General features: G+C 43.2%; 23 protein-coding genes. 10 read left to right on the top strand and 13 right to left on the bottom strand.

Going from position 1 to position 22,293, the window contains the following annotated elements; all coding sequences use genetic code 11:
- Positions 1-209: 209 nt before the first annotated feature.
- From ACSYSL_RS01755 to ACSYSL_RS01735, 5 genes are all read left to right on the top strand, one after another.
- Complete coding sequence (locus ACSYSL_RS01755) at positions 210-1,160, top strand: phosphate/phosphite/phosphonate ABC transporter substrate-binding protein (protein WP_010691656.1); 951 nt, start codon at positions 210-212, stop codon at positions 1,158-1,160.
- A gap of 91 nt (positions 1,161-1,251) precedes the next feature.
- Positions 1,252-2,049 (top strand): phosphonate ABC transporter ATP-binding protein, encoded by a 798-nt coding sequence (phnC, locus tag ACSYSL_RS01750; protein ID WP_187753637.1) that lies wholly within the window; start codon positions 1,252-1,254, stop codon positions 2,047-2,049.
- Positions 2,049-2,831 (top strand): phosphonate ABC transporter, permease protein PhnE, encoded by a 783-nt coding sequence (phnE, locus tag ACSYSL_RS01745; protein ID WP_010691651.1) that lies wholly within the window; start codon positions 2,049-2,051, stop codon positions 2,829-2,831. The genes phnC and phnE (ACSYSL_RS01745) overlap by 1 nt, the downstream gene beginning before the upstream one ends.
- Complete coding sequence (gene phnE, locus ACSYSL_RS01740; protein WP_491708865.1) at positions 2,828-3,622, top strand: phosphonate ABC transporter, permease protein PhnE; 795 nt, start codon at positions 2,828-2,830, stop codon at positions 3,620-3,622. The genes phnE (ACSYSL_RS01745) and phnE (ACSYSL_RS01740) overlap by 4 nt, the downstream gene beginning before the upstream one ends.
- Positions 3,623-3,661: 39 nt before the next feature.
- Positions 3,662-5,221 carry a bifunctional metallophosphatase/5'-nucleotidase gene (locus tag ACSYSL_RS01735; RefSeq protein WP_491708864.1) on the top strand — a complete coding sequence of 520 codons (1,560 nt, stop codon included), beginning with the start codon at positions 3,662-3,664 and terminating at the stop codon, positions 5,219-5,221.
- A 35-nt stretch (positions 5,222-5,256) separates the two neighbouring features.
- On the opposite strand, the gene ACSYSL_RS01730 is transcribed toward ACSYSL_RS01735, so the two are convergent.
- Together ACSYSL_RS01730 and ACSYSL_RS01725 are read right to left on the bottom strand one after the other, a co-directional pair.
- The gene (locus ACSYSL_RS01730) at positions 5,257-5,793 is read right to left on the bottom strand and encodes a GNAT family N-acetyltransferase (RefSeq protein WP_491708863.1); all 537 of its coding nucleotides are present in this window, start codon (positions 5,791-5,793) and stop codon (positions 5,257-5,259) included.
- 82 nt (positions 5,794-5,875) lie between these two features.
- Positions 5,876-6,919, bottom strand: a complete 1,044-nt coding sequence (locus ACSYSL_RS01725; protein WP_491708862.1) for a lactonase family protein — start codon at positions 6,917-6,919, stop codon at positions 5,876-5,878.
- Positions 6,920-7,201: 282 nt separating this feature from the next.
- On the opposite strand from ACSYSL_RS01725, the gene ACSYSL_RS01720 reads away from it, so the two are divergent.
- From ACSYSL_RS01720 to ACSYSL_RS01710, 3 genes are all read left to right on the top strand, one after another.
- Positions 7,202-7,921 carry a 1,4-beta-N-acetylmuramidase gene (locus ACSYSL_RS01720; RefSeq protein ID WP_491708861.1) on the top strand — a complete coding sequence of 240 codons (720 nt, stop codon included), beginning with the start codon at positions 7,202-7,204 and terminating at the stop codon, positions 7,919-7,921.
- A gap of 196 nt (positions 7,922-8,117) precedes the next feature.
- Complete coding sequence (locus tag ACSYSL_RS01715; RefSeq protein ID WP_491708860.1) at positions 8,118-10,181, top strand: DNA topoisomerase; 2,064 nt, start codon at positions 8,118-8,120, stop codon at positions 10,179-10,181.
- An 8-nt stretch (positions 10,182-10,189) separates the two neighbouring features.
- Complete coding sequence (locus ACSYSL_RS01710) at positions 10,190-10,981, top strand: Fic family protein (protein ID WP_491708859.1); 792 nt, start codon at positions 10,190-10,192, stop codon at positions 10,979-10,981.
- A 423-nt stretch (positions 10,982-11,404) separates the two neighbouring features.
- On the opposite strand, the gene ACSYSL_RS01705 is transcribed toward ACSYSL_RS01710, so the two are convergent.
- Positions 11,405-12,466: an IS30 family transposase gene (locus ACSYSL_RS01705; protein ID WP_491708858.1), complete on the bottom strand. Its 1,062-nt coding sequence runs from the start codon at positions 12,464-12,466 to the stop codon at positions 11,405-11,407.
- A 245-nt stretch (positions 12,467-12,711) separates the two neighbouring features.
- Between ACSYSL_RS01705 and ACSYSL_RS01700 the strand changes: the two genes are divergently transcribed.
- Complete coding sequence (locus ACSYSL_RS01700; protein WP_491708857.1) at positions 12,712-13,284, top strand: hypothetical protein; 573 nt, start codon at positions 12,712-12,714, stop codon at positions 13,282-13,284.
- 54 nt (positions 13,285-13,338) lie between these two features.
- Here the strand turns inward: ACSYSL_RS01700 and ACSYSL_RS01695 are convergent, their stop codons facing one another.
- The 5 genes from ACSYSL_RS01695 to ACSYSL_RS01675 form a co-directional block, all read right to left on the bottom strand.
- Entirely contained in the window at positions 13,339-13,602 is a 264-nt protein-coding gene (locus ACSYSL_RS01695; RefSeq protein WP_491708856.1) for a hypothetical protein, read from the bottom strand.
- Positions 13,599-13,964, bottom strand: coding sequence for a hypothetical protein (locus ACSYSL_RS01690; RefSeq protein WP_491708855.1), 366 nt, complete (start codon positions 13,962-13,964; stop codon positions 13,599-13,601). The genes ACSYSL_RS01695 and ACSYSL_RS01690 overlap by 4 nt, the downstream gene beginning before the upstream one ends.
- A complete protein-coding gene (locus ACSYSL_RS01685; RefSeq protein WP_491708854.1) occupies positions 13,957-15,273 on the bottom strand; it encodes a Y-family DNA polymerase in 1,317 nt (438 codons plus the stop codon). Before ACSYSL_RS01685 ends, ACSYSL_RS01690 begins: the two co-directional genes overlap by 8 nt.
- Positions 15,274-15,687: 414 nt before the next feature.
- Positions 15,688-15,897 (bottom strand): hypothetical protein, encoded by a 210-nt coding sequence (locus tag ACSYSL_RS01680; protein ID WP_491708853.1) that lies wholly within the window; start codon positions 15,895-15,897, stop codon positions 15,688-15,690.
- Between the two features lie 32 nt (positions 15,898-15,929).
- Positions 15,930-17,993 carry a DNA topoisomerase gene (locus tag ACSYSL_RS01675; protein ID WP_491708852.1) on the bottom strand — a complete coding sequence of 688 codons (2,064 nt, stop codon included), beginning with the start codon at positions 17,991-17,993 and terminating at the stop codon, positions 15,930-15,932.
- 74 nt (positions 17,994-18,067) lie between these two features.
- On the opposite strand from ACSYSL_RS01675, the gene ACSYSL_RS01670 reads away from it, so the two are divergent.
- Positions 18,068-18,241, top strand: coding sequence for a hypothetical protein (locus ACSYSL_RS01670; RefSeq protein WP_491708851.1), 174 nt, complete (start codon positions 18,068-18,070; stop codon positions 18,239-18,241).
- A 29-nt stretch (positions 18,242-18,270) separates the two neighbouring features.
- Here the strand turns inward: ACSYSL_RS01670 and ACSYSL_RS01665 are convergent, their stop codons facing one another.
- From ACSYSL_RS01665 to ACSYSL_RS01645, 5 genes are all read right to left on the bottom strand, one after another.
- Positions 18,271-18,579, bottom strand: a complete 309-nt coding sequence (locus ACSYSL_RS01665) for a hypothetical protein (protein WP_491708850.1) — start codon at positions 18,577-18,579, stop codon at positions 18,271-18,273.
- Between the two features lie 10 nt (positions 18,580-18,589).
- Entirely contained in the window at positions 18,590-20,257 is a 1,668-nt protein-coding gene (locus tag ACSYSL_RS01660) for a relaxase/mobilization nuclease domain-containing protein (RefSeq protein ID WP_491708849.1), read from the bottom strand.
- Positions 20,258-20,260: 3 nt separating this feature from the next.
- Positions 20,261-20,614, bottom strand: a complete 354-nt coding sequence (locus tag ACSYSL_RS01655; RefSeq protein ID WP_491708848.1) for a MobC family plasmid mobilization relaxosome protein — start codon at positions 20,612-20,614, stop codon at positions 20,261-20,263.
- Between the two features lie 219 nt (positions 20,615-20,833).
- On the bottom strand, positions 20,834-21,115 hold the full coding sequence (locus ACSYSL_RS01650) for a hypothetical protein (RefSeq protein ID WP_491708847.1): 282 nt from the start codon (positions 21,113-21,115) through the stop codon (positions 20,834-20,836).
- Between the two features lie 129 nt (positions 21,116-21,244).
- A complete protein-coding gene (locus ACSYSL_RS01645) occupies positions 21,245-22,279 on the bottom strand; it encodes an ArdC-like ssDNA-binding domain-containing protein (protein ID WP_491708846.1) in 1,035 nt (344 codons plus the stop codon).
- Positions 22,280-22,293 lie beyond the last annotated feature (14 nt).

Below are 22,293 nucleotides of genomic sequence, written 5' to 3'. Positions count from 1 at the left end.
CGAAAACGTTCGGTATTCACTGATTATTATATAAATTTTAATTTAATGTTCGTTTATTTTTGATTTAAATTTCAAATATTGGGTTGATTGTCCGATAAAAATACGTGATACTGTTTAAGTACCGAACGAAAAACGTTTGGGGAAATGTTTTCGAGTATAAACACGAACAATATAAACATGATGTTGTTTATTTAGGAGAGAAAAGGAACATGAAAAAATTTCTTGTCGCTGCTGCTGTTTTCGTCATTGTGATTGGTGGTTTCTTCGCCTTTACCATGGGTGGAAAAAAATCAGATTCGAGCCAATCATCTAGTAAGACCGAATCTAAAATGGACTTAAAGGAACTGAACGTTCAGTTCACTCCCTCCATTAATTCTGGTACTTTGCTGGCAAAAGCTAAGCCATTGGAAACACTTTTGAGTAAGCAACTGGGCATTCCGGTTCACGTTTCGCTATCAACGGATACAAACTCCATGATTGAAGCCATGGGTTCAAAGAAGATTGACATGGGCTTCTTGTCACCCGACGCTTACGTCACTGCGCATAAGCAGTATGGTACCAAAGTCATTTTGCAATCGACACGTTACGGCATCAAAGACGATAACACTGGTGGTTCAACGGGTAAGTTAGTTGACCACTATAAGTCCATGATTATCGTTAAGAAAGACTCAAACATCAAGTCGGCAAAGGATTTGAAGGGTAAGAAGATTGCGGTGCAGAGCCCAACATCGGCTGCTGGCTATGTCTATCCAATTGACGAATTGAACAAGAAGGGCATCAACGTAATTAAAGATTCAACACTCGTTCAAATTAAGGGACATGATCAAGCGGTTCTGTCCGTCTTGAATGGCGACACAGACGCCGCCTTTATCTTTGGGGATGCTCGAAACGTTGTGAAGAAGGATCAACCGGACGTCTTTGATAAGACACGCATCCTGTACACGACGGACAACATTCCAAATGATACCATTTCCCTTCGGAAGGGCGTTTCATCGGCGGATTCAAAAAAGATTGCAGAAGCGATGAAAGAAATCGCCAAGACGGATGAAGGAAAGCAAATCCTGCATAACATCTATTCATGGGATGGTGTTTCCGATTCCAAGGATGCTAATTTTGATACCGTTCGCAAGCACAATCAACAGATTGAAAAGTTGCGCTAATCACTAATAAAGTCTTAGATGGTTACCGCCGATGGGCTGGTAGCCATTTTATATGAAAAAAAACGCTGGTAGCAGCGCTGAAGAGGTTCTTATGTTAGACAAAAAGGGAAACATTGAGTTAAAAGACGTATCGAAGGTTTATCCAAACGGGGTCGTTGGGTTAAAGGACGTTAACCTGACCATTGGCCATGGTGAATTCGTCATGATCGTTGGTTTATCGGGTTCTGGTAAATCGACTTTGCTACGGGCCATCAACCGGCTTCACGATGTCACGGAAGGTGCGATTCTTATTGATGGTCAAGACATCACGAAGGCATCGGGTGACAAGCTCCACAAGATTCGTCGCTCTGCTGCCATGATTTTCCAAAATTACAACCTAGTGAAGACCTCTTCGGTCTACCGTAACGTGATGTCGGGACGAGTGGGTTACTATCCAGCCTGGCAAGCCGCTTTTGGTCTTTTTAAGAAGGAAGACCAGGAAATGGCCGCTGCGAACCTGGCCCGGGTCAACCTGCTCGATAAGTACTACGTCAAGGCAAGGGACCTATCCGGTGGTCAGCAACAGCGTGTTGGCATTGCCCGAGCGCTCATGCAGGAACCCTCTGTTATTCTGGCGGACGAACCCGTTTCCGGGTTGGATCCGAAGACGACAAAAGTCGTTATGAACGATTTGAAGAAATTAAATGAAGAAGATGGCATGACCATCATTCTAAACGTTCACTCCATCGGCTTGGCCTTGAAGTATGCCAGTCGCATTGTCGGCCTAAAGGATGGTCAGATTATTTACGACAAGCCAATTGCCGAAGTGGACAAACGCGACTTTAAGGAAATCTACCGGGAAGCGGGGGATGACCACGCAACGGCGGCCGACGAGGCGGAGGAAGATTAATGAATAAATCGATACCAAAACGCCCGTTTATGAAGGAGTGGCACGTCACGGGTTTCACGGTCTTTTTGCTGCTCTTCATTGCCGTGGTGCTATCCGCTCAAGCCACTCAGGTCGGGCAGGACTTTTCAATGGAGCAGTTTGCTGATCTTTGGATTAAAATGGCAAACCCAGACTGGTCTTATCTGCCAAGGGTGTTGACTCCCTTAGCTCAAACCGTGCAAATGGCCATCGTGGGAACCTTAATTGGCGGCATTGCCGCCATTCCGTTCGCTTTTTTAGCCGCCAGTAACATTGTGCGGAACGCCTTTGTTCGGGGTATCATTCGCTTTGTGATGAACCTGATTCGCTCCATTCCACAAATGCTGTTAGCTGCGCTATTCGTCGCTGTTGTCGGCATTGGGACCTTGTCTGGTGTCTTGGCCTTGGCCGTTTTCTCGTTTGGGATGATGTTTAAGTTACTGTACGAGGCCATTGAAACGGTTGACCAAGGACCAATCGAAGCCATGCGAGCGGCCGGCGGTAAACGCTCCCAGGTCATTGTTTTCGCCGTCATCCCTCAGGTCTTAAACCAATACTTGTCTTTCTTCCTCTACACACTGGAAATCAACGTTCGCGCTTCGGCCGTGCTTGGTTATCTGGGTGCTGGTGGGATTGGCTTATACTTGAACACAACTTTGGACACATTCCGCTACGATCAAACATCCGTTGTGATTCTCGCCATCTTAGTGGTTATTGTCCTGGTCGATGCACTGTCAAATAAACTCAGGGAGGCGCTCTCATGATGGTTCAAAAACGCTCATTATCTAGTCGCCTGAAGCCCTATGCGGCAGGAGTCATTGCCTTAATCATTGTTATTTGGGCCCTTTCAGGAATTGAGTTTAAGGGCATGAAGGATTCAGCCGGCCAGATTTTAGGCGCCATTTTTGCTGGTCTTTTTAATCCTGATTGGTCCTATGTTTACAGTGGCCATGGGGAAGACCTCGTCTCGGCACTGTTTGAAACGCTAGCAATCGCCTTTCTTGGCACCATTATTTCGTCATTCATTGCCGTTCCTTTCGCCTTTTGGGCAGCGAAAACGAGTAAGAAATTTTCCGTCCGGTCAACCACTGGTAAATTCTTATTAACACTGATTCGTGTTTTTCCTGAACTTGTTTTAGCCATTATGTTCATTAAAGCCGTTGGGCCAGGAGCCTTTGCCGGTGTCTTGGCAATGGGGGTCCACTCAATTGGAATGATGGGAAAACTCTTCTCTGAAGCAATTGAAAACATTGATCGCGGTCCGGAAGAAGCCATCATTTCAGCAGGTGGGAACCGGCTCGATGCATTAAGTTGGGCGACTTTACCAGCCGTCTTACCGGAATTCATTAACTTCACCCTTTACCGGTTTGAGATTGCCGTCCGTTCAGCGTCCATTCTTGGAATTGTTGGTGCAGGTGGTGTCGGGGCTCCTTTGATTTTCGCCCTGTCTAACCGTTCTTGGTCACGCGTTGGGATCATTTTGATTGGCATCATCTTAATGGTGACGGTCATTGATTGGTTATCCGGTGCCATTCGAAAGCACCTACTGAAATAAAAAAGGGCAAGCAGGTGTTGCTTTCTACAGGAGAACAAGATGAATTTACAGATTCTTTCGACATCGGATAGCCATACTTTTTGGTGGGGAGAGGAAACCATTGCAAAGGACGTTGCGGCACCATACGGATTGTTCCGGGCAGCAAGTGTGCTTTCGACAATAACGAAAGATGCCGAAAAAAACGGTGATTTTCTAATTAAAATTGACAATGGCGACTTCATTCAGGGACCCTTGTTGGGAAACTACATTGCTGAATCGGCCCCTGATCAAGCAACGATTTTCAGTGAGTTGCCCAAGCAAATCGCCTATGACGTTCGCACGTTAGGTAACCATGAATTCAACTTTGGAATCGACTATCTAAAGAGGATTTTTGAAGACGATCAGACACTATTAAACGCCAATGTGCTGGATAAAGAAACTGGTCAACCATTTATCGGGCAAGCCTACAAAATCTTTGAAAAAAAAGGTAAAAAAGTCGCCGTCATTGGTTTAACAACCAAGTACGTGCCGAACTGGGAAAAGCCTGAAAACATTCGAGGAATCGAATTTGTTGATCCTGTTCAAGTGGCCAAAGGATTAATCAAACAATTAAAAAGTCGTGTCGATGCCATCGTCATTGCCTATCATGGTGGCTTTGCCAGAGATTTGACGACCGATGTCATCCTTGAACCCGAAACGGGAGAAAACCAGGGGAATGAGTTACTGAAGCTTCCTGGATTATCTGCCTTAGTCACGGGGCATCAACACCGCCAAATTGCCGGAGTCTACAACGGTGTCCCGGTTAGTCAGCCTGGCTATCGTGCTGAAGCCGTGGGGCAACTAACCATCCCTTTTACTGATGAAAAAAATCAGAAGGGGCAAACACAACCGGCGGTCGCTAACCTGATTCACACGAATAATTGGCCAGAAGATGCCAAACTACTGGCACAGTATCAAACGCTAAAAGAGGAACTGGATGGTTGGCTCGACCAAGTCCTCGCGAATTCCGGAATCGACCTGACCATTCAGTCAGTCCCCCGGGCCCGTCAAACGGGACATCCCTTTGTTGACTTGATTAATCACATCCAACTGGAAGCAACTGGGGCCGATCTCTCAGCGACCGCGCTTTTCAATGATGAAGTAGCCGGTTTCGGTCACACCATCACCCGGCGTAGCATTTTGGGTAATTATCCCTTTCCCAATACACTGGTTACAATCGCCATGACTGGAAAGCAAGTCCAGAAAGCACTTGAAACCAATGCAGCTTATTTTACTCTTGTCAATCAGCAGATTGCTGTCAACCCGGCCTACCACCTTTCAAAGAAACAAGACTATAATTACGATCTTTGGCTAGGACTGGACTACCGTTTTGATCTCACCAAACCCATCGGTCAACGAGTGACGATTGAATCCATCCAACAACAGCCCTTTGATCCTTATAAAACCTATCGAGTCGTTGTCAATAACTACCGTGCCACAGGTGCCGGTAACCAAGTTTTTAAAGAGGGGAAAGTCCTATCGGAAGGCAGTCAAACCATTAGTGAACTGATTGAAAATTATTTTCAAAATCACGACGAGATCTTCTCGACTAAACAAAGACACTTTCACATTGACTATTAAAAAAGTCCGGTATGCAATACCGGACTTTTTGTTTCTTATTGTGACAGATCTGAAAAGGGGAGGAAGGGTTGCGGTTTGTCATCTTCTGATAAGCGTTTTTGTAACCAGTAAGTGTCCAGCCACTGACCGTCCTTGAAGCCAATTTTCTGAAAGTTTGCCACGATGGCGTACCCCATGTGCTGGTGAAAGGCAATGCTGTTTTGGTTCTTGCCAGTCACACAGGCCGTTACGGTGTCAACGTGCTGCTTTTTTAAAAGCTCTTCGATGGCGAGATAGAGCGCCTTGCCAACGCCCTTTTTCTGAGTCGCTTGACCGACGTAGACACTCACTTCAGCTGCCCATTGGTAAGCTGCGCGTTCACCATAGGGATGGGCATAGGCGTAACCAAGGATTCGGCCGTCTTCCTCCACCACAAGGTAAGGATAGGCAATGAGTGTCTGTTTAATTCGCCGTTCAAATTCAGCAACCGAAGGGACTTCATATTCAAAACTCGTTGTATTTTGTTGAACATATGGTCGATAAATGGCCACTAGTTCTTGCGCGTCGGTTACTTTTGCCGTTCGAATGAACATTTGTCTTCTCCCTCAGGTAATTTATCCCTATTCTACTAAAAGAAATATAAAAAAAGCAAAAGGATTCAATCCTTTTGCTAGCTTACAGACGGCGCATGACACACGTGCCTTCAGGAACGGCGAAATCTTTTTGGCAAAGCGTGAGGCGGCCAGTGGCTTGATCACGCTCAAAAAGGGCCATGTTATCAGAGTTTTGGTTGGCGACAATCAACAGACTTTCATCAGCACTGAAGTTAAAGTCGCGCGGGAATTCTCCCTCGCTCGACGTCCGTTCCACCAGGGCCAGTTCACCATCCCCAACAATCGCAAAGACAGCAATGGAATCGTGGCCACGGTTTGTGATGTAGACAAAGCGCTGATCGTGGCTAATCTTGATTGCCGCAGCGCCGTTGTGGGCTGTCCAATCGGAGGGAATCGTGGAATAGGTGTTTAAAATCGCTAGCGAACCATCTTGAGGATTGTAGCGAACGACCGAGACTTGGCTGGCCAGCTCTCCAACGAGGTAGCCTAGGTTCGTTTCATTCACAAAGGAAATGTTTCGTGGACCAAAACCAGGGGTTGTTTTCAGTTCGGAAACCGCTGTTAATTTACCTTCGTCTGAAATATCATAAACGTGCACGCGGTCCGTTCCCAAATCACAAACAATCAAGCGACCGTCCGGCGTTAGGTTGGCATAGTGGGGGTGGGCACCATCAGCCTGCTGTGGTCGTGGTCCAACGTCCCCAAGACTTTGTACACGGTCAGCTAGACGAAGGCGACCATCGTCTTGAATTGCGTAGACCGAAACGTAGCCCATGTGGTAGTTGGCCGTGAAAACTAACTGTCGCTCTTCATCAATCGCCACGTAGGCATCCGACGTGCCCGTTTCGATTTCTTCTTGTAACAGTTCGGCTGGTGTCTGGTTAAAGTCAAAAGTCGCCACACCACCACGCAGGTCGGGTTCTGCCATGTTCCGGTCAACGGCATAGACGATGTGTTTCTTTGACTCAGCCAAGTAGGTTGGACTATCAATCTTGGCCACTAAGTGGGCGTTCTGCAAGACCTTGCGGTCAGTATCAAGATCGACTGCAAAAATTCCTTCACTATCGTTAATGGTATAAGTACCGATTAAAAACTTTTCAATCATGGGCTACCTCCTGTTCAATACTGAACATATCTTTGACTTATGTATATTGTACGCTAGTTGGACCCATTAGGGGAGGGGTAGTTATTAAAACAAAAGAATGTGTCCTGGATCAGGTAGTTACACGTCGTTAATGTATAAGAAAAAATAACGTTATTGTCTATTCTATTAAAACGAACGCAAAGAACACTTTTTCCATAAATAATTTGCTATAACAATGGAGTAGAGGTTTTTTGAAAAGATGCTTGTGATAATTAAAACAAATAAAAAAGAAAGAGGCACTAAATGTTATTGAGAAAAAAGAAAACAGTTAAGACAATGCTAATTGGGCTACTGGCTCTCGCAGCTCTGGTTATCACATTGTCTGCTGGAAAAGCCAGCGCCGATGATACTCGAAGCGGTTACGTCTACTCACCAAACGTGTCGACAGCTAACGGTGGTTGGAATTGGCTGGAGAACGGTCACCCATACACTGGCTTCCGCTACCATGCTGGAACCTACTACTGGTTCGTTAACGGTGTGCGCCAAAATGAGGGTTGGCGCCAGGCGTGGGGCTTAACTTACTATACAGACCAGGATGGTCGCGCAGTTCAAGGAACACGCGTTATTGATGGTAAAGTCGCCAACTTTGGAACCGATAATACCTACTACGAACGTCCAGTTCAAGGCTATGTCTGGGATGGTTCTGCTGAAAACGGTGGCTACCGTTGGTATGAAAATGGTCAGCTCTTTACTGGTTTCCGTTACTATGCAGGAACCTATTACTGGTTCGTTAACGGTGTCCGCCAAAACGAAGGCTGGCGCCAAGCATGGGGACTGACCTACTATACGGATCAGGATGGCCGCGCAGTCCAGGGTTACCAAAATATTCACGGCACAACGTATTACTTTGGTAACGATAATACTTACTATATGCGTAATCCCCAAACGAATGAGCCCCTTAATCCAGGATTCGGTGGTGCCTACTTGAGTCCAACCGAACATGGCTGGGTACCAAATCTTTGAGGTAGATGCCAATTAAAGCAGTGTTGTGAAGGCAACACTGCTTTTTTTATCAAAAGGGATGCTCGCTGACACCATGCTATAATCAGATGATGCAAACAAGTTAGAGAAGCGGTGTTGTTTCAGCAGCACCGCTTTTCTTATATAATGGTTATAGCATCAGTCCAAAAGAGCACTAAATTCATCCTAGGAGGTCAACATGCCACGTTACTTAATCATCACAGAAAAGCCGAGTGCACGCAAAAATTTTGCGAAGGCACTCGGCGGGCAACGTGGCCATTTGGCCGATTACGACTTTGAACTGACAAATTTACGTGGTCATCTGATGACCTTGAAGGAACCGGAGCAACAGGTATCAGCCGATTTAAAAAATAAGTATGCCTCTTGGAAATTAAAGGATCTACCATGGAACCTAAGCGATTTATCATGGAAGCGTACTTATATTAAGGCCTATAATTCGCATAGTAAACGGACTGAAAGCACCAAGAAAATCATCGATGAACTAAAGTCGCAAGCAAAAAACGCCGACGGGCTGATTATCGCGACCGATACCGATCCGTCGGGGGAGGGGGACTTGCTTGCCTGGGAAGCCATTGATGCCATTCAGTGGCAGGGGCCCGTTTTTCGTGCGACTTTTACAGATGAAAGTTCCAAAAGTTTGATTAACGCGCTGACCCACCTTCAGCCAATCGAAAGTAAAGCCACCCACAGTGCTTACCAGAAAGGACTGGCCCGAAACAAATGGGACTTTGCTTCCATGCAGCTCACCCGTGCCGCCACTACTTTAACCAAAAAAGAAGGCTATCCAATCGTGTCACGACAGGGCCGGCTGAAATCAGCGATGCTCTTGCGAATTTATCAGCAACTGCAGGCCATCCAAAACTACGTGAAAGTGCCATACTTTGAGTATCGCTTTAAGGATGACAAAGGTAATATTTACGCCCGTAAGGTGGATGCTAAAGCTGAAACCGTGCCATTTCGTTATCCAAGTGAAGCCGCGTTAAAGGACAACGAGCATTTTAACGAACAGTCAGCCGTTCAAGAAGATTCACGTAAGAATAAAGTCACACGGCCTCCCAAGCTCCTCGATTTGTCTTCGTTATCGGCCATTCTGGCTAAAGAGGGCTTCAGGGCTAAGGAAGTTCTCGCGACCTATCAAAAGCTCTACGAGGCACAGATTGTCTCCTATCCCCGTACGGAAGACAAGACAATTACCAAAGAACAGTTTAACGATATGCTGCCATTAGTAGACAAAATCGCCGCAGTTGTTCATGCCGACAGTAGTCAACTCACGCACCGCACACCACGGCCGACCCACGTTCAAGACAAGGGTGCCCACGGTGCCAACCGACCAGGTCCTAAGGTACCGACGTCTCTAGACTCGCTTCGGTCTTACGGCCCATCGGCTCAACGAATCTACCAGGTACTTGGTAAGAACTTCTTAGCCATGTTCGCAGAAGATTACCGTTACCAGCAAGTCATCGGCTCATTAGTGGACTACCCAGCCTTCAAAACTACCGTTAACACGCCGATTGCAATGGGCTGGAAACAGATTTATGACGATCAAAATGCTGATCAAGAAAGTGAGACAACAACCAAGCAATTAGGTACAACAGGGCATCTTTTTGTATACGAAGGACAGAACCCAAAGCCTGCCACACCAACTTGGAAGTGGCTGAAGACTTTCCTTGAAAAATACAATATTGGGACCGGTGCCACTCGAACCAGTACCTATGGCGAACTCTCCAGTGGTCAAAAGGCCTATATCCAAGACAAAAAGGGTAAAATTACCCTTACAAACGATGGCGTCGCCGTCGCCATCATGGCTCAAAACACCTGGTTAGCACACCCCAAAACTACCAAACGGGTCTTTGACATCTTTGATCAGGTCGGCAAGTTCGAAATGACCGCCGACCAAGCCCTTGATTCCATCGTTAAAACCGTTGACCACGACATCCCAGTCATGACTGAAAACGCCAAGTTACTCAAACAAGTGCTCGGCGAACCTAAGAAAAGAACCCGTAAAAAGGTTGCTCCAAAAGACAAAGTCAGCGGTACCTGGCGTGGCCAAGAGGTGATCTTTACCAGTGAATTTTCTGGCCACAAGTTCACGCCAGAAGAGGTGCAGGCATTACTAAACGACCAAACCATTTCTTTCAACGCCAAAAGCAAGCGAGGAAAGGTGCTCAATATCTCAGGAAAACTGGCGAACCAGATCTACCGTAAACGTAAGTACGTGGGCTTTAAGCCGGAGTTTAAGTGAGGGATAGTATGAATAAGTACAAATTAGAGCAAAAAGCGGAAAAGCTTTTATTCCGTAAAGCTTGGCCACTAATCCTTCTTAACGCTGCGCAATTTGAAGGAATGGCACTGACGATTCTACAAACCGAAAAAATCGTTAATAATCAAGAAGTCAGTCACGTTAAACCAGCAGACATTATTGCTATCCACCAAATGCATCTCGGTGCACATTATGTGTCTGACCATTATCAACATTTTAATTTTCAAAATCTAAAAGAACTTCATGAAATCACTGGCCATGGTGATGCACCAAATCCAGGTCAATTAAGAACTGGGGAAGGCGGCGTTAACACTACTCGTGGTGTATTCTACCCACCAGAAGTCAATCCTGGTGTTGCTGGAGAAACCTTTAACAAGTTATTAACCACGACTGAATTGGATGCAGAATCAAAGGCAGCCAAAATTTTTTGTTTTTTATCACGTTCTCAGTTATTTAATGATACTAATAAGCGGACTGCCTTATTAGCAGCAAATATTCCATTATTACAACAAGGTGCTGGTGTTTTTTATATACCAGAGATAGCTATGGATACTTTTCTCCATATGCTTGGAGATTATTATTACACTGATGATGACCGACTAATTGTTGAAGTACTGAAGAAAATTGCAATATCTGATTTTGACGGCAAAACGTTTTATGAACCAGATCATCAAACAGTTGCTTATGCAAATATATATGAAAAGATGCTCAAAAAATTTAAGGGTCTGGGCGCTAAAGGATTGCTTGGGAAAGAAAAATATCTTGAATTAATCGATAAATGAAAAAAGCGCTAAAAATTTAGCGCTTTTTTCATTTGGGTTTTATTTAAAGAAACGACATTATATAAAAAGCACATGGAAGTATCGAGACTCTACGTGCAATAAAAATATAAAACTTAACAGGTGATGCCAAATGCAATAAATATGTTACTTTCGATAATATATATTATGTAAAGTAAACTGCTAATGGTGAATTGCAACCCCTAAATTAACAACTTTTATTATTCGTTTAAAATGCCTGTGTTATGGGCCTGTTGTCACACTCTTTTGTAACTGAGTGAAAATTTGGTGCGATAAAGAATTTTATATAAGCATTCTTTATCACTTGGAATAACTTATTATATCGAGTATCTGTTCGGATTACCAACGCAAAAAGCCCAGCCATCTTTGACTGGGTTTTCTTTATGTACTGGTGTTGGTATGCCTTTAACTCAGTATCGTTGCTAGATTGATGTTGCGATACTGACAATAACGCTTAAAAGCCTGTAAACGGCTCATATATCGATGGATACGCATTGGACGTTTGTTGATACTCATGACGCTTTCATTAAGCTCAGACTGGCTTACTTTAGCGAAGTCTGTCTTTTTTGGATAATACTCCCGTAAGAGCTTATTAAAGTTTTCATTGGATCCACGTTCGTATGGTGAATACGCATGGGCAAAGTAATATTTGACTTTATTTTTATTTAGAATCTGTCTAGTCTGTAAAGCGATGAACTCAGACCCGCGATCACAAGTAACGCTATCGACGCAGCCTTTGTATTTTTTGCAGAATTGTTCAATAGCATTACTAACTGTATAAGCGGACTTATCTTTTATCACCATTGAGACAGCATAACGACTAAACCGCTCCACGAATGTTAGCAGTAGATGATTGGATTGACGGGACTCAACTCCGTCAATTTCCCAGTGACCAAAGCGGTTCCGATTATTGATCACCATTGGTCGAAAGTCGATGGAATATTGGTGCGTCATTCGCTTTTTATCTTCTTTCTTGAGATAAATACTTTTTCGTTCACTCCAGCTTAACGCTCGCTTGTGGTACCGTTGACGTTTCCCGCGCGTCCTTAAAGCGTAATAGTCTAACCCTTTAATTTTTCGACGGTTGACCCAGTTATAGATAGTCTTAAAGCAAACACCAGCACGTAACGGTCCGTTGGCGATTTGTTCTGGTGACCATTTTTTGTTAATGATGTAGTCTTTAATCAGCTCTTGTCGGCGTTTTGTCAGTTTGCTCGGTGCTAGCTTTTTATGCCTTTGTTTCTGTTCTGCTAAAGTTTGTGCTTCAAGCGCATTGTACATACGTCTTGAAATCCTCGTACTCACTTTCATGCCCATGGTGGCGTGGTTTGTTGCACGTTGAATCTCTTTTGTGATGGTTGCTCTTGAATAACCCAATTGATTAGCAATGTCACTGAGGTTATAGTGTTCACGGATTAAAGTCTCGATTTTAACACGATCACCAAGATTTAAATGCTTTTGGCCCATTGTTTGTTTCCTCGCTCTGGCTCACAGTAGTTCTAACAGTAAGTCCCCCACTCTATCGAGTAGGGAAGTCATGGCACAATAAAAAAGCGTCTGGCCAGGGGCTAGACGCAAATGGAAGTGACGCTCGGTAGCAACGTCCATAAAATTATATCAAATGTTTCAATAAGTGGCCAAAACAACGATGATAAACAAGATAACGAGGCTAAAAAAACGCGTAACATAAAGGTAGTCTTTTAGCTACCTTTGTGGTATTTACGCTACATTTGTCGCGCTTTGTGGTATTTACGCTACATTTGTCGCGCTTTGTGGTATTTACGCTACATTTGTCGCGCTTTGTGGTATTTACGCTACATTTGTCGCGCTTTGTGGTATTTACGCTACATTTGTCGCGCTTTGTGGTATTTACGCTACATTTGTCGCGCTTTGTGGTATTTACGCTACATTTGTCGCGCTTTGTGGTATTTACGCTACATTTGTCGCGCTTTGTGGTATTTACGCTACATTTGTCGCGCTTTGTGGTATTTACGCTACATTTGTCGCGCTTTGTGGTATTTACGCTACATTTGTCGCGCTTTGTGGTATTTACGCTACATTTGTCGCGCTTTGTGGTATTTACGCTACATTTGTCGCGCTTTGTGGTATTTACGCTACATTTGTCGCGCTTTGTGGTATTTACGCTACATTTGTCGCGCTTTGTGGTATTTACGCTACATTTGTCGCGCTTTGTGGTATTTACGCTACATTTGTCGCGCTTTGTGGTATTTACGCTACATTTGTCGCGCTTTGTGGTATTTCTTCCAAAACGGCCTTATGAATAAAACCGTTTTGAAGCTGCTTCGCAGCGCTTGTGGGCGTTGCCCACACCCTGGCGCTTACTTGAAAATTACGACTGTTAAACCATGCTCTCTCTTCATCTCTTCAACTGCTAGCAGTACCTGCTCGGCTTGTTCGGCTGGATAAGAAGCAATCGGTTGTGAGTGGGTTGCCCGTCCAATTTTATTCCACTCAAAGAAAAGACCAACCGGGTTATCAAATTGAGGTAGAACAACCCGCAAAACATAAAGTGTATTTGGCGCTTTATGCCAAAGTGGTGTGATGGCTTTTAAAATCTCCGCTTTGATAGATTCCATTGTCATTTGATAACCTCTAAGTGTCGAACAAATTCGTAATCATAATGTTTATTTTCTGACCAAAAACCACGTTCATCAAAGGCAGTCACTTCTTCGATGACGTACTTTGACGGTTCTTGGTCTGTTGAGGTCCTATTAACCTGTACAAGCACCCTTCGATGATTAGCGAAAGCTTCCTGACAGAGCAACTGCATGTCATGAATCGGCGTTTCTTCTAACCAAGTGCGCTGTTCTTGTCCAGCCTCTTTAGTATGATTGATTTTCTGAGTATGATCCGAAAGAAAGAAGCCGTTCCACTTTATTTTACCGCGCTCCCGGTAATCTTGTTCAAAGAAAACCTTAGCACGCCGAATCGCTTCCTCATTCATAACTATTGCCCCCATTATGGCCACCAACAAGGTTGCCACGTTCTAGGGCAGTGCCTCCTTTTTCATAAGAGATGGCTCGCATAACAGCGGTACTACCAAAACGATCTCGTAACTGATCCAGTAGTTGTTCGACATGATTAGGTGCTTCTTCTGTGGTGGGACTAAATAAATCAATTTGCTCTTGGTTATCATCGACCAGATCACCATAAGCCACATAAATGTTTCGGATTGTTGCCCCTGGCCAATTCTTGCGGAAAATACTCAAGACAGCTTTTATCAAAATTTGGCTGTGGTTGCTTGGGTCTATCCGAACCGTTTGGTGAAAACCATTGGTACCTTCCTCTTCAATAGCCGAATAAGAGTAGCCGATACTCAGGGTGACAAGGCGGGCTTGCTTCTTGTGGTGCCGAATACGGGCAGCGACTTGGTCAGCTAACTCACTAAGCACCACTTCAATTTCTTCTTGTTTACGGTAATCACGGGGCAAAACTTGCGAATTACTGTACGACTTATTTTTGACTGTCAGTTTTTCTGTTAATTCAGTACGGTCAATTCCCCAAGCTAAAGCATATAGCTGTTCACCCATCAAACCCATTTTTTCTCTCAAACGATAGGGATCATAGCTGGCTAAATCACCCATCGAGTTGATACCCCAGTTATTTAGCTTTTTAGCCGTTCGTTTACCAATACTCCAGACATCAGTGAGCTTCGTGATAGGCCAAAGTTTTTCCTCGACATCTTCATAATGCCAAGTCCCTTTTAAATCTTTGGCGTGCTTGGCATCAATGTCTAAGGCTAGTTTAGCTAAAACAGGACTGTCACCAATCCCGACGGTCAAATAAAGGCCCATGCGTTGACGTGCTTCTTTTTGGATTCTCAAGGCCACTTCTTCAGGACTACGACCAAACAAGTGCCAGAAACTAGTCATGTCTAAAATGGATTCATCAATCGAATAAGGTAAAACGTGGTCTTGATCAACAAACTCCAAAAAGATTTCGTTTAAGGCCAGGTTCTTTTCAATATAGAGGTTCATTCTTGGGTTGACCATTATTAATGATGAGGTGTTAGGCAGTTCTCGTTTGCGAGTAACATTACTAATCCCTAAGTGCTTCTTGGCCATTGGTGAGGCTGCTAAAACAAGCCCGCCATTGGTATTGCGTTGTTCTGACAAGACGACTAGTTCAGCTTTTAGTGGGTTCAAACCTCGTTGGACACATTCCACACTGGCATAAAAACTCTTTGAGTCAATGAGAAAGAAGACTCGTCGTGCTTCCTTTTCATAGACTGTTTGTACTTGTTCAACACTCATCTTGTTCACCTCTTGAAAACCTAAGAATAGTATACGAACATATGTTCGTATTATCAAGAGAAAAGTGTGAAGAGAGACAAAGAAAAAGCCCCCACTTTGATAAGTAAAGGACTTCTGATTTATTGATAGAACATGTATTTAAAGAGAGAAGTAAATTGTTCATTGGTTATAAGACGTGATCGAATCGCAATAAATCAAGTAATCCTTTAACATTTTTATCGAAAAATTGTTTAAAAATAAAAAGCCCTCTCTTATCGTTAAGACAGGAAAGGACTAGCCTACTGGCCAAGAAGTATCAGACAATCAATGGTTAAAGATTGACCAGTAGGCTAAAAGGCAGCTTACTACTCAGAACAAGAATAGTTTTAAGTGGTGGTCATCGGTTAAAGCGAGTAGCAAGCCACCGGGGGTTTATTATACTATGATTTGTGGTATTTCTTCTACATTTGTCGCACTTTGTGGAACTTTCGCTACATTTGTGGTATTTTGTGGTATTTCTTCCACAAATAAAGGGTCAATTGACTTAATCCAGCCACGGATAGCTTCCTTGAGAATGTAACGATCATCTTCAGACATTCGTTTTTCATTTACTATTTTAAAAATACGCTTTTCATTGATATCCATTTTTCTGATCTTTTTCATATCAATCTCTCTTTCTATTTAAATTCTGGTTTGAAACCAACAAACTTACTGGTCTTGTATGTTTGTACCTCAAGCTTTCCCGCTACTTCAAAGGACTTCCCCTTTTTACTTCTTGTCTTGAAAGCAATTCGTTGATCATCAAGTAAATCTTCAATCTCTTGTTCAGTAAATTTGTGGCCAGAAAATTCGCTTGAGAAGGACACTTCTTTGTCCCGCCAAAGGCCAGTTACCTTTTCCTTAGCCGGACTTTTGGATTGTTTCCTAGTTTTTTGGGGGGCACCAAGGCTGTCTTTTAGTTTTTTGGCATTTTCAGTCATAACAGGAATATCATGTTTGACGGTCAAGACAATCGAGTGTATCGCTTGATCAGCACTTACTTCAAACCGGCCAACTTGATCAAAAATCTCAAAGACCCGCTTCGTGGTACGAGGATCTGCTAGCCATGTACGTTGTGCCATAATGGCTACTGCTTGCCCGTCCTTGGTTAAGTCAATCTTACCTTTTTTATCAATTATATAGGCGTTCTTACCGCTTGAAAGTTCTCCATAGGTACTAGTTCTTGTGGCACCGGTTCCAATATTGTTTTTTTCCAAGAAGGTTTTCAGCCATTTCCAGGTCGGCGCTGTTGGCTTACTATTTTGTCCCTCATGAACAAACAAGTGTCCCAGGGTACCAAGTCCTTTACTGGTTTTGTCTTCCTCTTCGTTATCCTGGTCTTGATAGACGGCCTTCCAGCCCAGTTTGGTCGTCAGATTAAGCGTTGTGGTGAAGTCCGGATAATCTTGTAAAGCGGCTTTAACTTGCTGGTAATGGTAATCCTCAGCGAACATGGCTAAGAAGTTCTTAGCTAAGACCTCATAAATTCGCTTAGCAGATTCGCCAAAAGAACTAAGGCTATCTAAATTCTTCGGCACTTTAGTTCCGGGACGGTTAGCGCCGTGAGCACCTTGCTCTTTCACATGGCTAGGACGTGGTTGACGATGAGTAAGCAGTGCCTGATCAGTTCCAACCAGGCCGGCAATCTGATTGACTAAAGGCAACATGTCTTGAAACTGCTCTGGTGTAATCGTTTTATCTTCCGTTCGTGGGTAAGAAACAATCTGTGCCTCATACAATTTCTGATAAGTCGCTAAGACTTCCTTTGCCTTAAAACCTTCTTTGGATAGGATTGCCGACAATGAGGCCAGATCTAAAAGCTTGGGTGGTACGGTCTTCTTATCAGTGACAGATAATTGCTGGACTGCACTGCTTTCTTGATAGCTCTCAGCGGCTGTTAGAGCTTCCTTAGTTGCATAACGAAAGGCAACCTCTTCCCCCTTGTCGGGTGCTTTACGGGCGAAAACATTGCCGTTTTCGTCTTTAAAACGATACTCAAAGTAAGGCACCTTGACATAGTTTTTGATTGCTTCCAGTTGTTTGTAAATCTTGAGTAACATGGCTGACTTTAAGCGGCCTTGTCTTGAGACCAGTGAATACCCTTCCCCACGGGTTAGGGTTGTGGCAGCACGGGTCAATTGCATTGAGGCAAAGTCCCACTTATTGCGGGCCAGGCCCTTTTGATAAGCCCCATGCTTCTCCTTATTCTCGATAGGTCTTAGGCTATTTAAGGCCTTCAGTAAGCTCTTAGGGCTTTCATCAGCGAAGTTTGCTCGGTAGACAGGACCTGTCCATTTGATTGCGTCAATGGCTTCCCAGGCCAGTAAATCACCTTCACCAGATGGGTCCGTATCGGTGGCAATGACTAAAGCGTCGGCAGTCGCTGCCTTATTCTTCAAGTCATCGACGAGATTTTTGGTGCTCTCCATCTTTTTTGAACGAGGGTTCCAAGATTTTAAGTAAGTACGCTTCCATGATAGGTCTTTTAGATTCCACGGTAAATCCTTTAGTTTCCAAGATCCGTACTTTTCCTTTAGGTCAGCTGGAACCTGTTCTTGCGGATCTTTTAAGGTCATGACATGACCACGTAGATTAGTCAGCTCATAGTCATAATTTGCAACGTGACCTGTCAGCCCCCCTAGTGCTTTTTCAAAATTCTTTCGTGCCGAAGGCTTTTCGGTAATAATTAAATATTTTGCCATAAGAATATTTCCTTTCGTGTTATTGATTTATATAGTTAAAAAAAAAGACGCCCATATTTACACATCAAGTTGTCTTGAATGATTTATCTGGTGCGGTTGAAGCGTATCATGTTAATAATCTGCAAGAAAATGATGAGGTAGACCTTGAAATCAAGTATGAACGCCCTGTGTCATATGTCAAAGAAACCAATGGAACATACAGGATCGCCACCATCTTCACTTGTTTGCATGCTAATATTATGCCATAAACGCCTTAACCATGCGGTTTTGGCGCTTTTTATTTGCTGATTTTTGACTTTCTTTTCGTCAATGAGTCGATCAAGACTTCAATTAAAGCGATCAAAAGGGGTAGCCAAAGTAAGGCTGTTAATAGTAACCAGCTAAATAAGGTGTAAAATTCGCCTAACTGTTCGGCGGGTAGAGCCACCGACTGAGTCGACTGATTTTGCTCAATGGAAGCCGTTTGTAAACTTCCCCAAAATAAGAGAAGGACCATTCCAAAGGAACAACGTTGTGCCCAGCGCCACCAAGATGATCCTAACTGTTTACAAACATTGCATGCCGTCGTTAATCCTGATTGCTTCATGTTAATTCTCCTATAATGCTGGGCCACGACTCTTCGTGGTCTTTTGCGTTTGTTCTGGATTTTCGCTGTGATACTTAGACTCAATCCCTCGATAGTAATCGAGATTTTGAACCGCTTGTTCGTATTGTGTGTTGAGTAAGTCACGGCTTTCCATGATGGCGTCCAATTCTCGTTTATAACCCTCAACAATACTTGGATTGGTCAGGTCTTTAGCAATTTCCTGTTTCAATTCCACAATCTTTTGGTCAAGTTCAAAGAGTTTGGACTTAGATTCGCTAAGCGATTCTGTTAGTTTCTGGTCAATCTGTTTAGCCTGGCCGCTTTGCAAGGTCCCGTCACCATGGCTTGCATAGAAGTCGAGCGCCCGTAAATAATCATTGATGGTATTTAAGACCGGTTCTTTCCGGACCGGTTGTTTTCCGTTCTGGGTAGAGAACTGGCGTACCAGCGTCTTTCCTTTCATGTACCGTGGCGTCTTATTCTGTCCGTTGAAGCTAGCTTCTGGTCTCTCAGTTCGGTTTTCTGTTAGCTCAAAAAAGTCATCGTCCTTTAAGAAAAAGAGGTAGTTACCGTTCTCCAGCGGATCCAAATAGCGTCCCGGTACAAACACCTGTCCGCGTCGATCAACACCAAAGTCAACATTTAAATAAAGACCATGCTCATTCGATGAGTCAATTTGAAAAGGTTCAATTTCAACTCGCCAGGTATAATCTTGGCTGGTTTCTTGAACAGTATCAATGTATTCATCAAAGACATCGTCCACAGAAACATCAAGATTATTTTGTTCGACCAACTTAACAATGTGGTCGAGTTGGTAGTAATCTGGGTCATTTTTGTTTAAGGTTCGTGCACGGGTCCATTGGTGTTGATCACGGTCTTTCAAACGAAACTTTGTGTGCTTTCCCTTGTCGTTAATCTCCAAGGATAGAGAGTCGGCTTTTTCCAAAAAGTCCTCTTTCGCGTTTGATCGAGCAATTAAAAAATCAAGTCGGCGCTTAATTTTTTTCTTGAAAATATTTTGGGCTTGCCACTTTGTATACTGCGCATGATTATTTCCCGGTCGCCTTTCAATAATTTTTGCACCATAACGACTGGCAATTTTGTTGCTAATATTTTCGTAAACTCGTTGCGTTCCTTTCTGCCAGCGAAACGCTTTGTTAGTTACTGAGTTGGTTGAATTGAAAATGATATGATTGTGTAAGTGTTCTTTGTCTAAGTGAGTGGCTATAACAAATTGATGATTGCCACCCGTTAATTCCATGACGGTTTGTCGTCCTATTTCATGAACTTCTTCTGGTGTTAAATTATCATCAGGGCTAAATGATTGAATCAAATGATGGGCTAATGCTGTCTTACCTCGTTCGTACTCTTTTTCAAAATCACTAAATTGAAAGGGGGCAACTTTGTCATTTTGATCTATTTCAATGCCCCGCCCCTTTGCCAATGCGGCAATGAACTTTGTCCGAGTAAATTCGTCAGTTGATTTGTCAAGATTGGCAAGTAAGTGCCCACTAACGAATTGTTGCTCATTCGTTTTATGCGAATTGATAATATAATCAACAGCGTTCTCAAGATGGTTTGTTTTCTCAACCGTAACCTTCGCTTCGTCTTTGATATATTGATCAGTATTGTGTAACTGGTTGAACGAATGAATCACTTTATGTTTTGTATAAACCACTCCTCATTCTCGCTTTCTCCTGGTTAGATTGTTTAACTTTTCCTCGACTAATTCGCGTAATTTTTCTAGTTCGTCCGTCAATTCTTGCACATCATCTGGACTTACTTGTTTATAAATATTGGCGGCTCTGGCTAACTGATTAATATTATTTCCGAGCTTTCCAATTTCATAATTTAGATTGTTTAGTTCCGAAAAATCTTGAAAAAAAACCTCGCCATCAAACAACATCATGAAGGCGAAAGCTTGAAAGGTTTCGTAACCACTCCGCTTGATTTTTTTATCTAACGCAGCGTTTTCTTTTTCGGTTAAACTAATCACTTTCCTAATAGTTCTTCTTCTTTTTTTATCAATTTTCATTTATTTCCTCCTTTTCCAGCAATAGAATAATGAAAAAATTCGACACTAAAAAACCAAGGCGATTTTCATTGCAGAAAAGCGTAAAGTTATCTTTGCAAGTACAGCAAGTGTTTGCACACTTGCGACATTACCGCTCAAAAAAAGGCCTTCCTTCGGCCTCTTTTTGCTTGCTAAATTTTGGGGTTTCACCCCAATCCCCGGTAATGTCTGCGTCATTTTTTAAAACGTTTTTAGTTCATAATTTTCGAAAATTTCTGCAAGAACTTCGTCATAGTTCGCTTCTTTTTCTTCGTTTCTTAACCAAGTAATGACCTTTTTTAGATCATCTTTTTCAAAATTAATGTCACTTTTTTCGTAACCTTCGAGAGCGTTTTCGAGGTAATGTAACATGCCAACTCGATCCGGTTTGACATCGTTTTTGTCTAAAACAGTTTGACTAAAATCAACCGTTGTCTCTTCAACAATGACACCAATGATGAGTTCTTTTTCTGCATTATTCATTTAAATCAAGTCCTTCCAAAGTTCTTTTTCGTGTGTAATTTTTTGATTTTTTGTTGGCTTGTGCAACCTGTTTTTTGCGTTCTTCATTGGCTCGATTTAAGTGGGCCCCAGCACCAATCTGCTGTTTTTTTATCGCTGAGGCCCCTTCCTTTTTGATTGTTTTGCCTCACTTTCTTGGTTCGGTTGGGCTGTCTTTTGTTCATTTTTGGTATTAGAATTGGATTGCTTTCCACGATTTCTCACTCGATTGAGTGGCGAAAAATGTTGCACCGATTCGACTTGAACTTTCTCAATTCGGCTATCAATATCGTCAATCATTTCACTTGCAACGGCGGTAATTGTTTCAAAACTATCCGACAAAGATTGCAAATCTTCTTCATTTGGTTGCCAGTTTTTTAAGTAACCAAATGAATAATCGGACGAATCAATACCAAGTTTGTTCGACACCATATAGGCAATACTTTCTGCTTCAAACTCATTCTTGGCATAGTCTTGTGAGCCATAACGGTTCTTATCATTCTTGTGTAACTTGCTGTGGGCAATCTCATGAATAGCCGTTTTGACGGTCTGCTTTTCACCCATACCCGCCTGTAAAACAATTAAGTTATTCGATGGTTGATAGAAGCCTTTTACCTCCGGACGCTCCGTTTGTCCGATGGTAATCTTTGCGTCAGTTTCTTCATCGAGTACTTTCATGATTGACTCAAAAGAAGACTTACCTGTTTCCAAATCACCCTCTAAATCCTTAACCGGACTGACGATCTTTTCGGGGTGTTGGACTTGGGTTTGGTCAAAAACCGGTACTAAACGAAAGGTCTTACGAACAATTGCTTCACCATTTTCGTCGAGTTTTACTTTTCCGTTCTTGTCTTTCACCCGATATTGAACGGGTGCCCAAACGCGAATTGACTTCGCTCCTTTCTTAACGGGATTGTCCATTTCTTTCCATCTTTTGAAAGAAGCAACATGAGCGGCCTCTGGATTTTGTCGATGAATTAAGAGACGATTTCGACTTGAGTAGTTTGGAAAACGATTAGAAAAACGCAGAAAGGAAGCGAACTGGTCAGACTTTAGGTAGTCTGCCATACCTGCCTTTATGTGTGCACTAACTCCTTTTGTATCCTTCTCTTTAATCAAAGTTTGTAGTGATTTTTCTTCTGGCATAACTATCCTTTCAT

The sequence above is a fragment of the Fructobacillus sp. ESL1129 genome (assembly GCF_058507945.1).
Note: the sequence above shows the minus strand (reverse complement) of the source record. Positions and strands in the feature narration are given on the sequence as shown.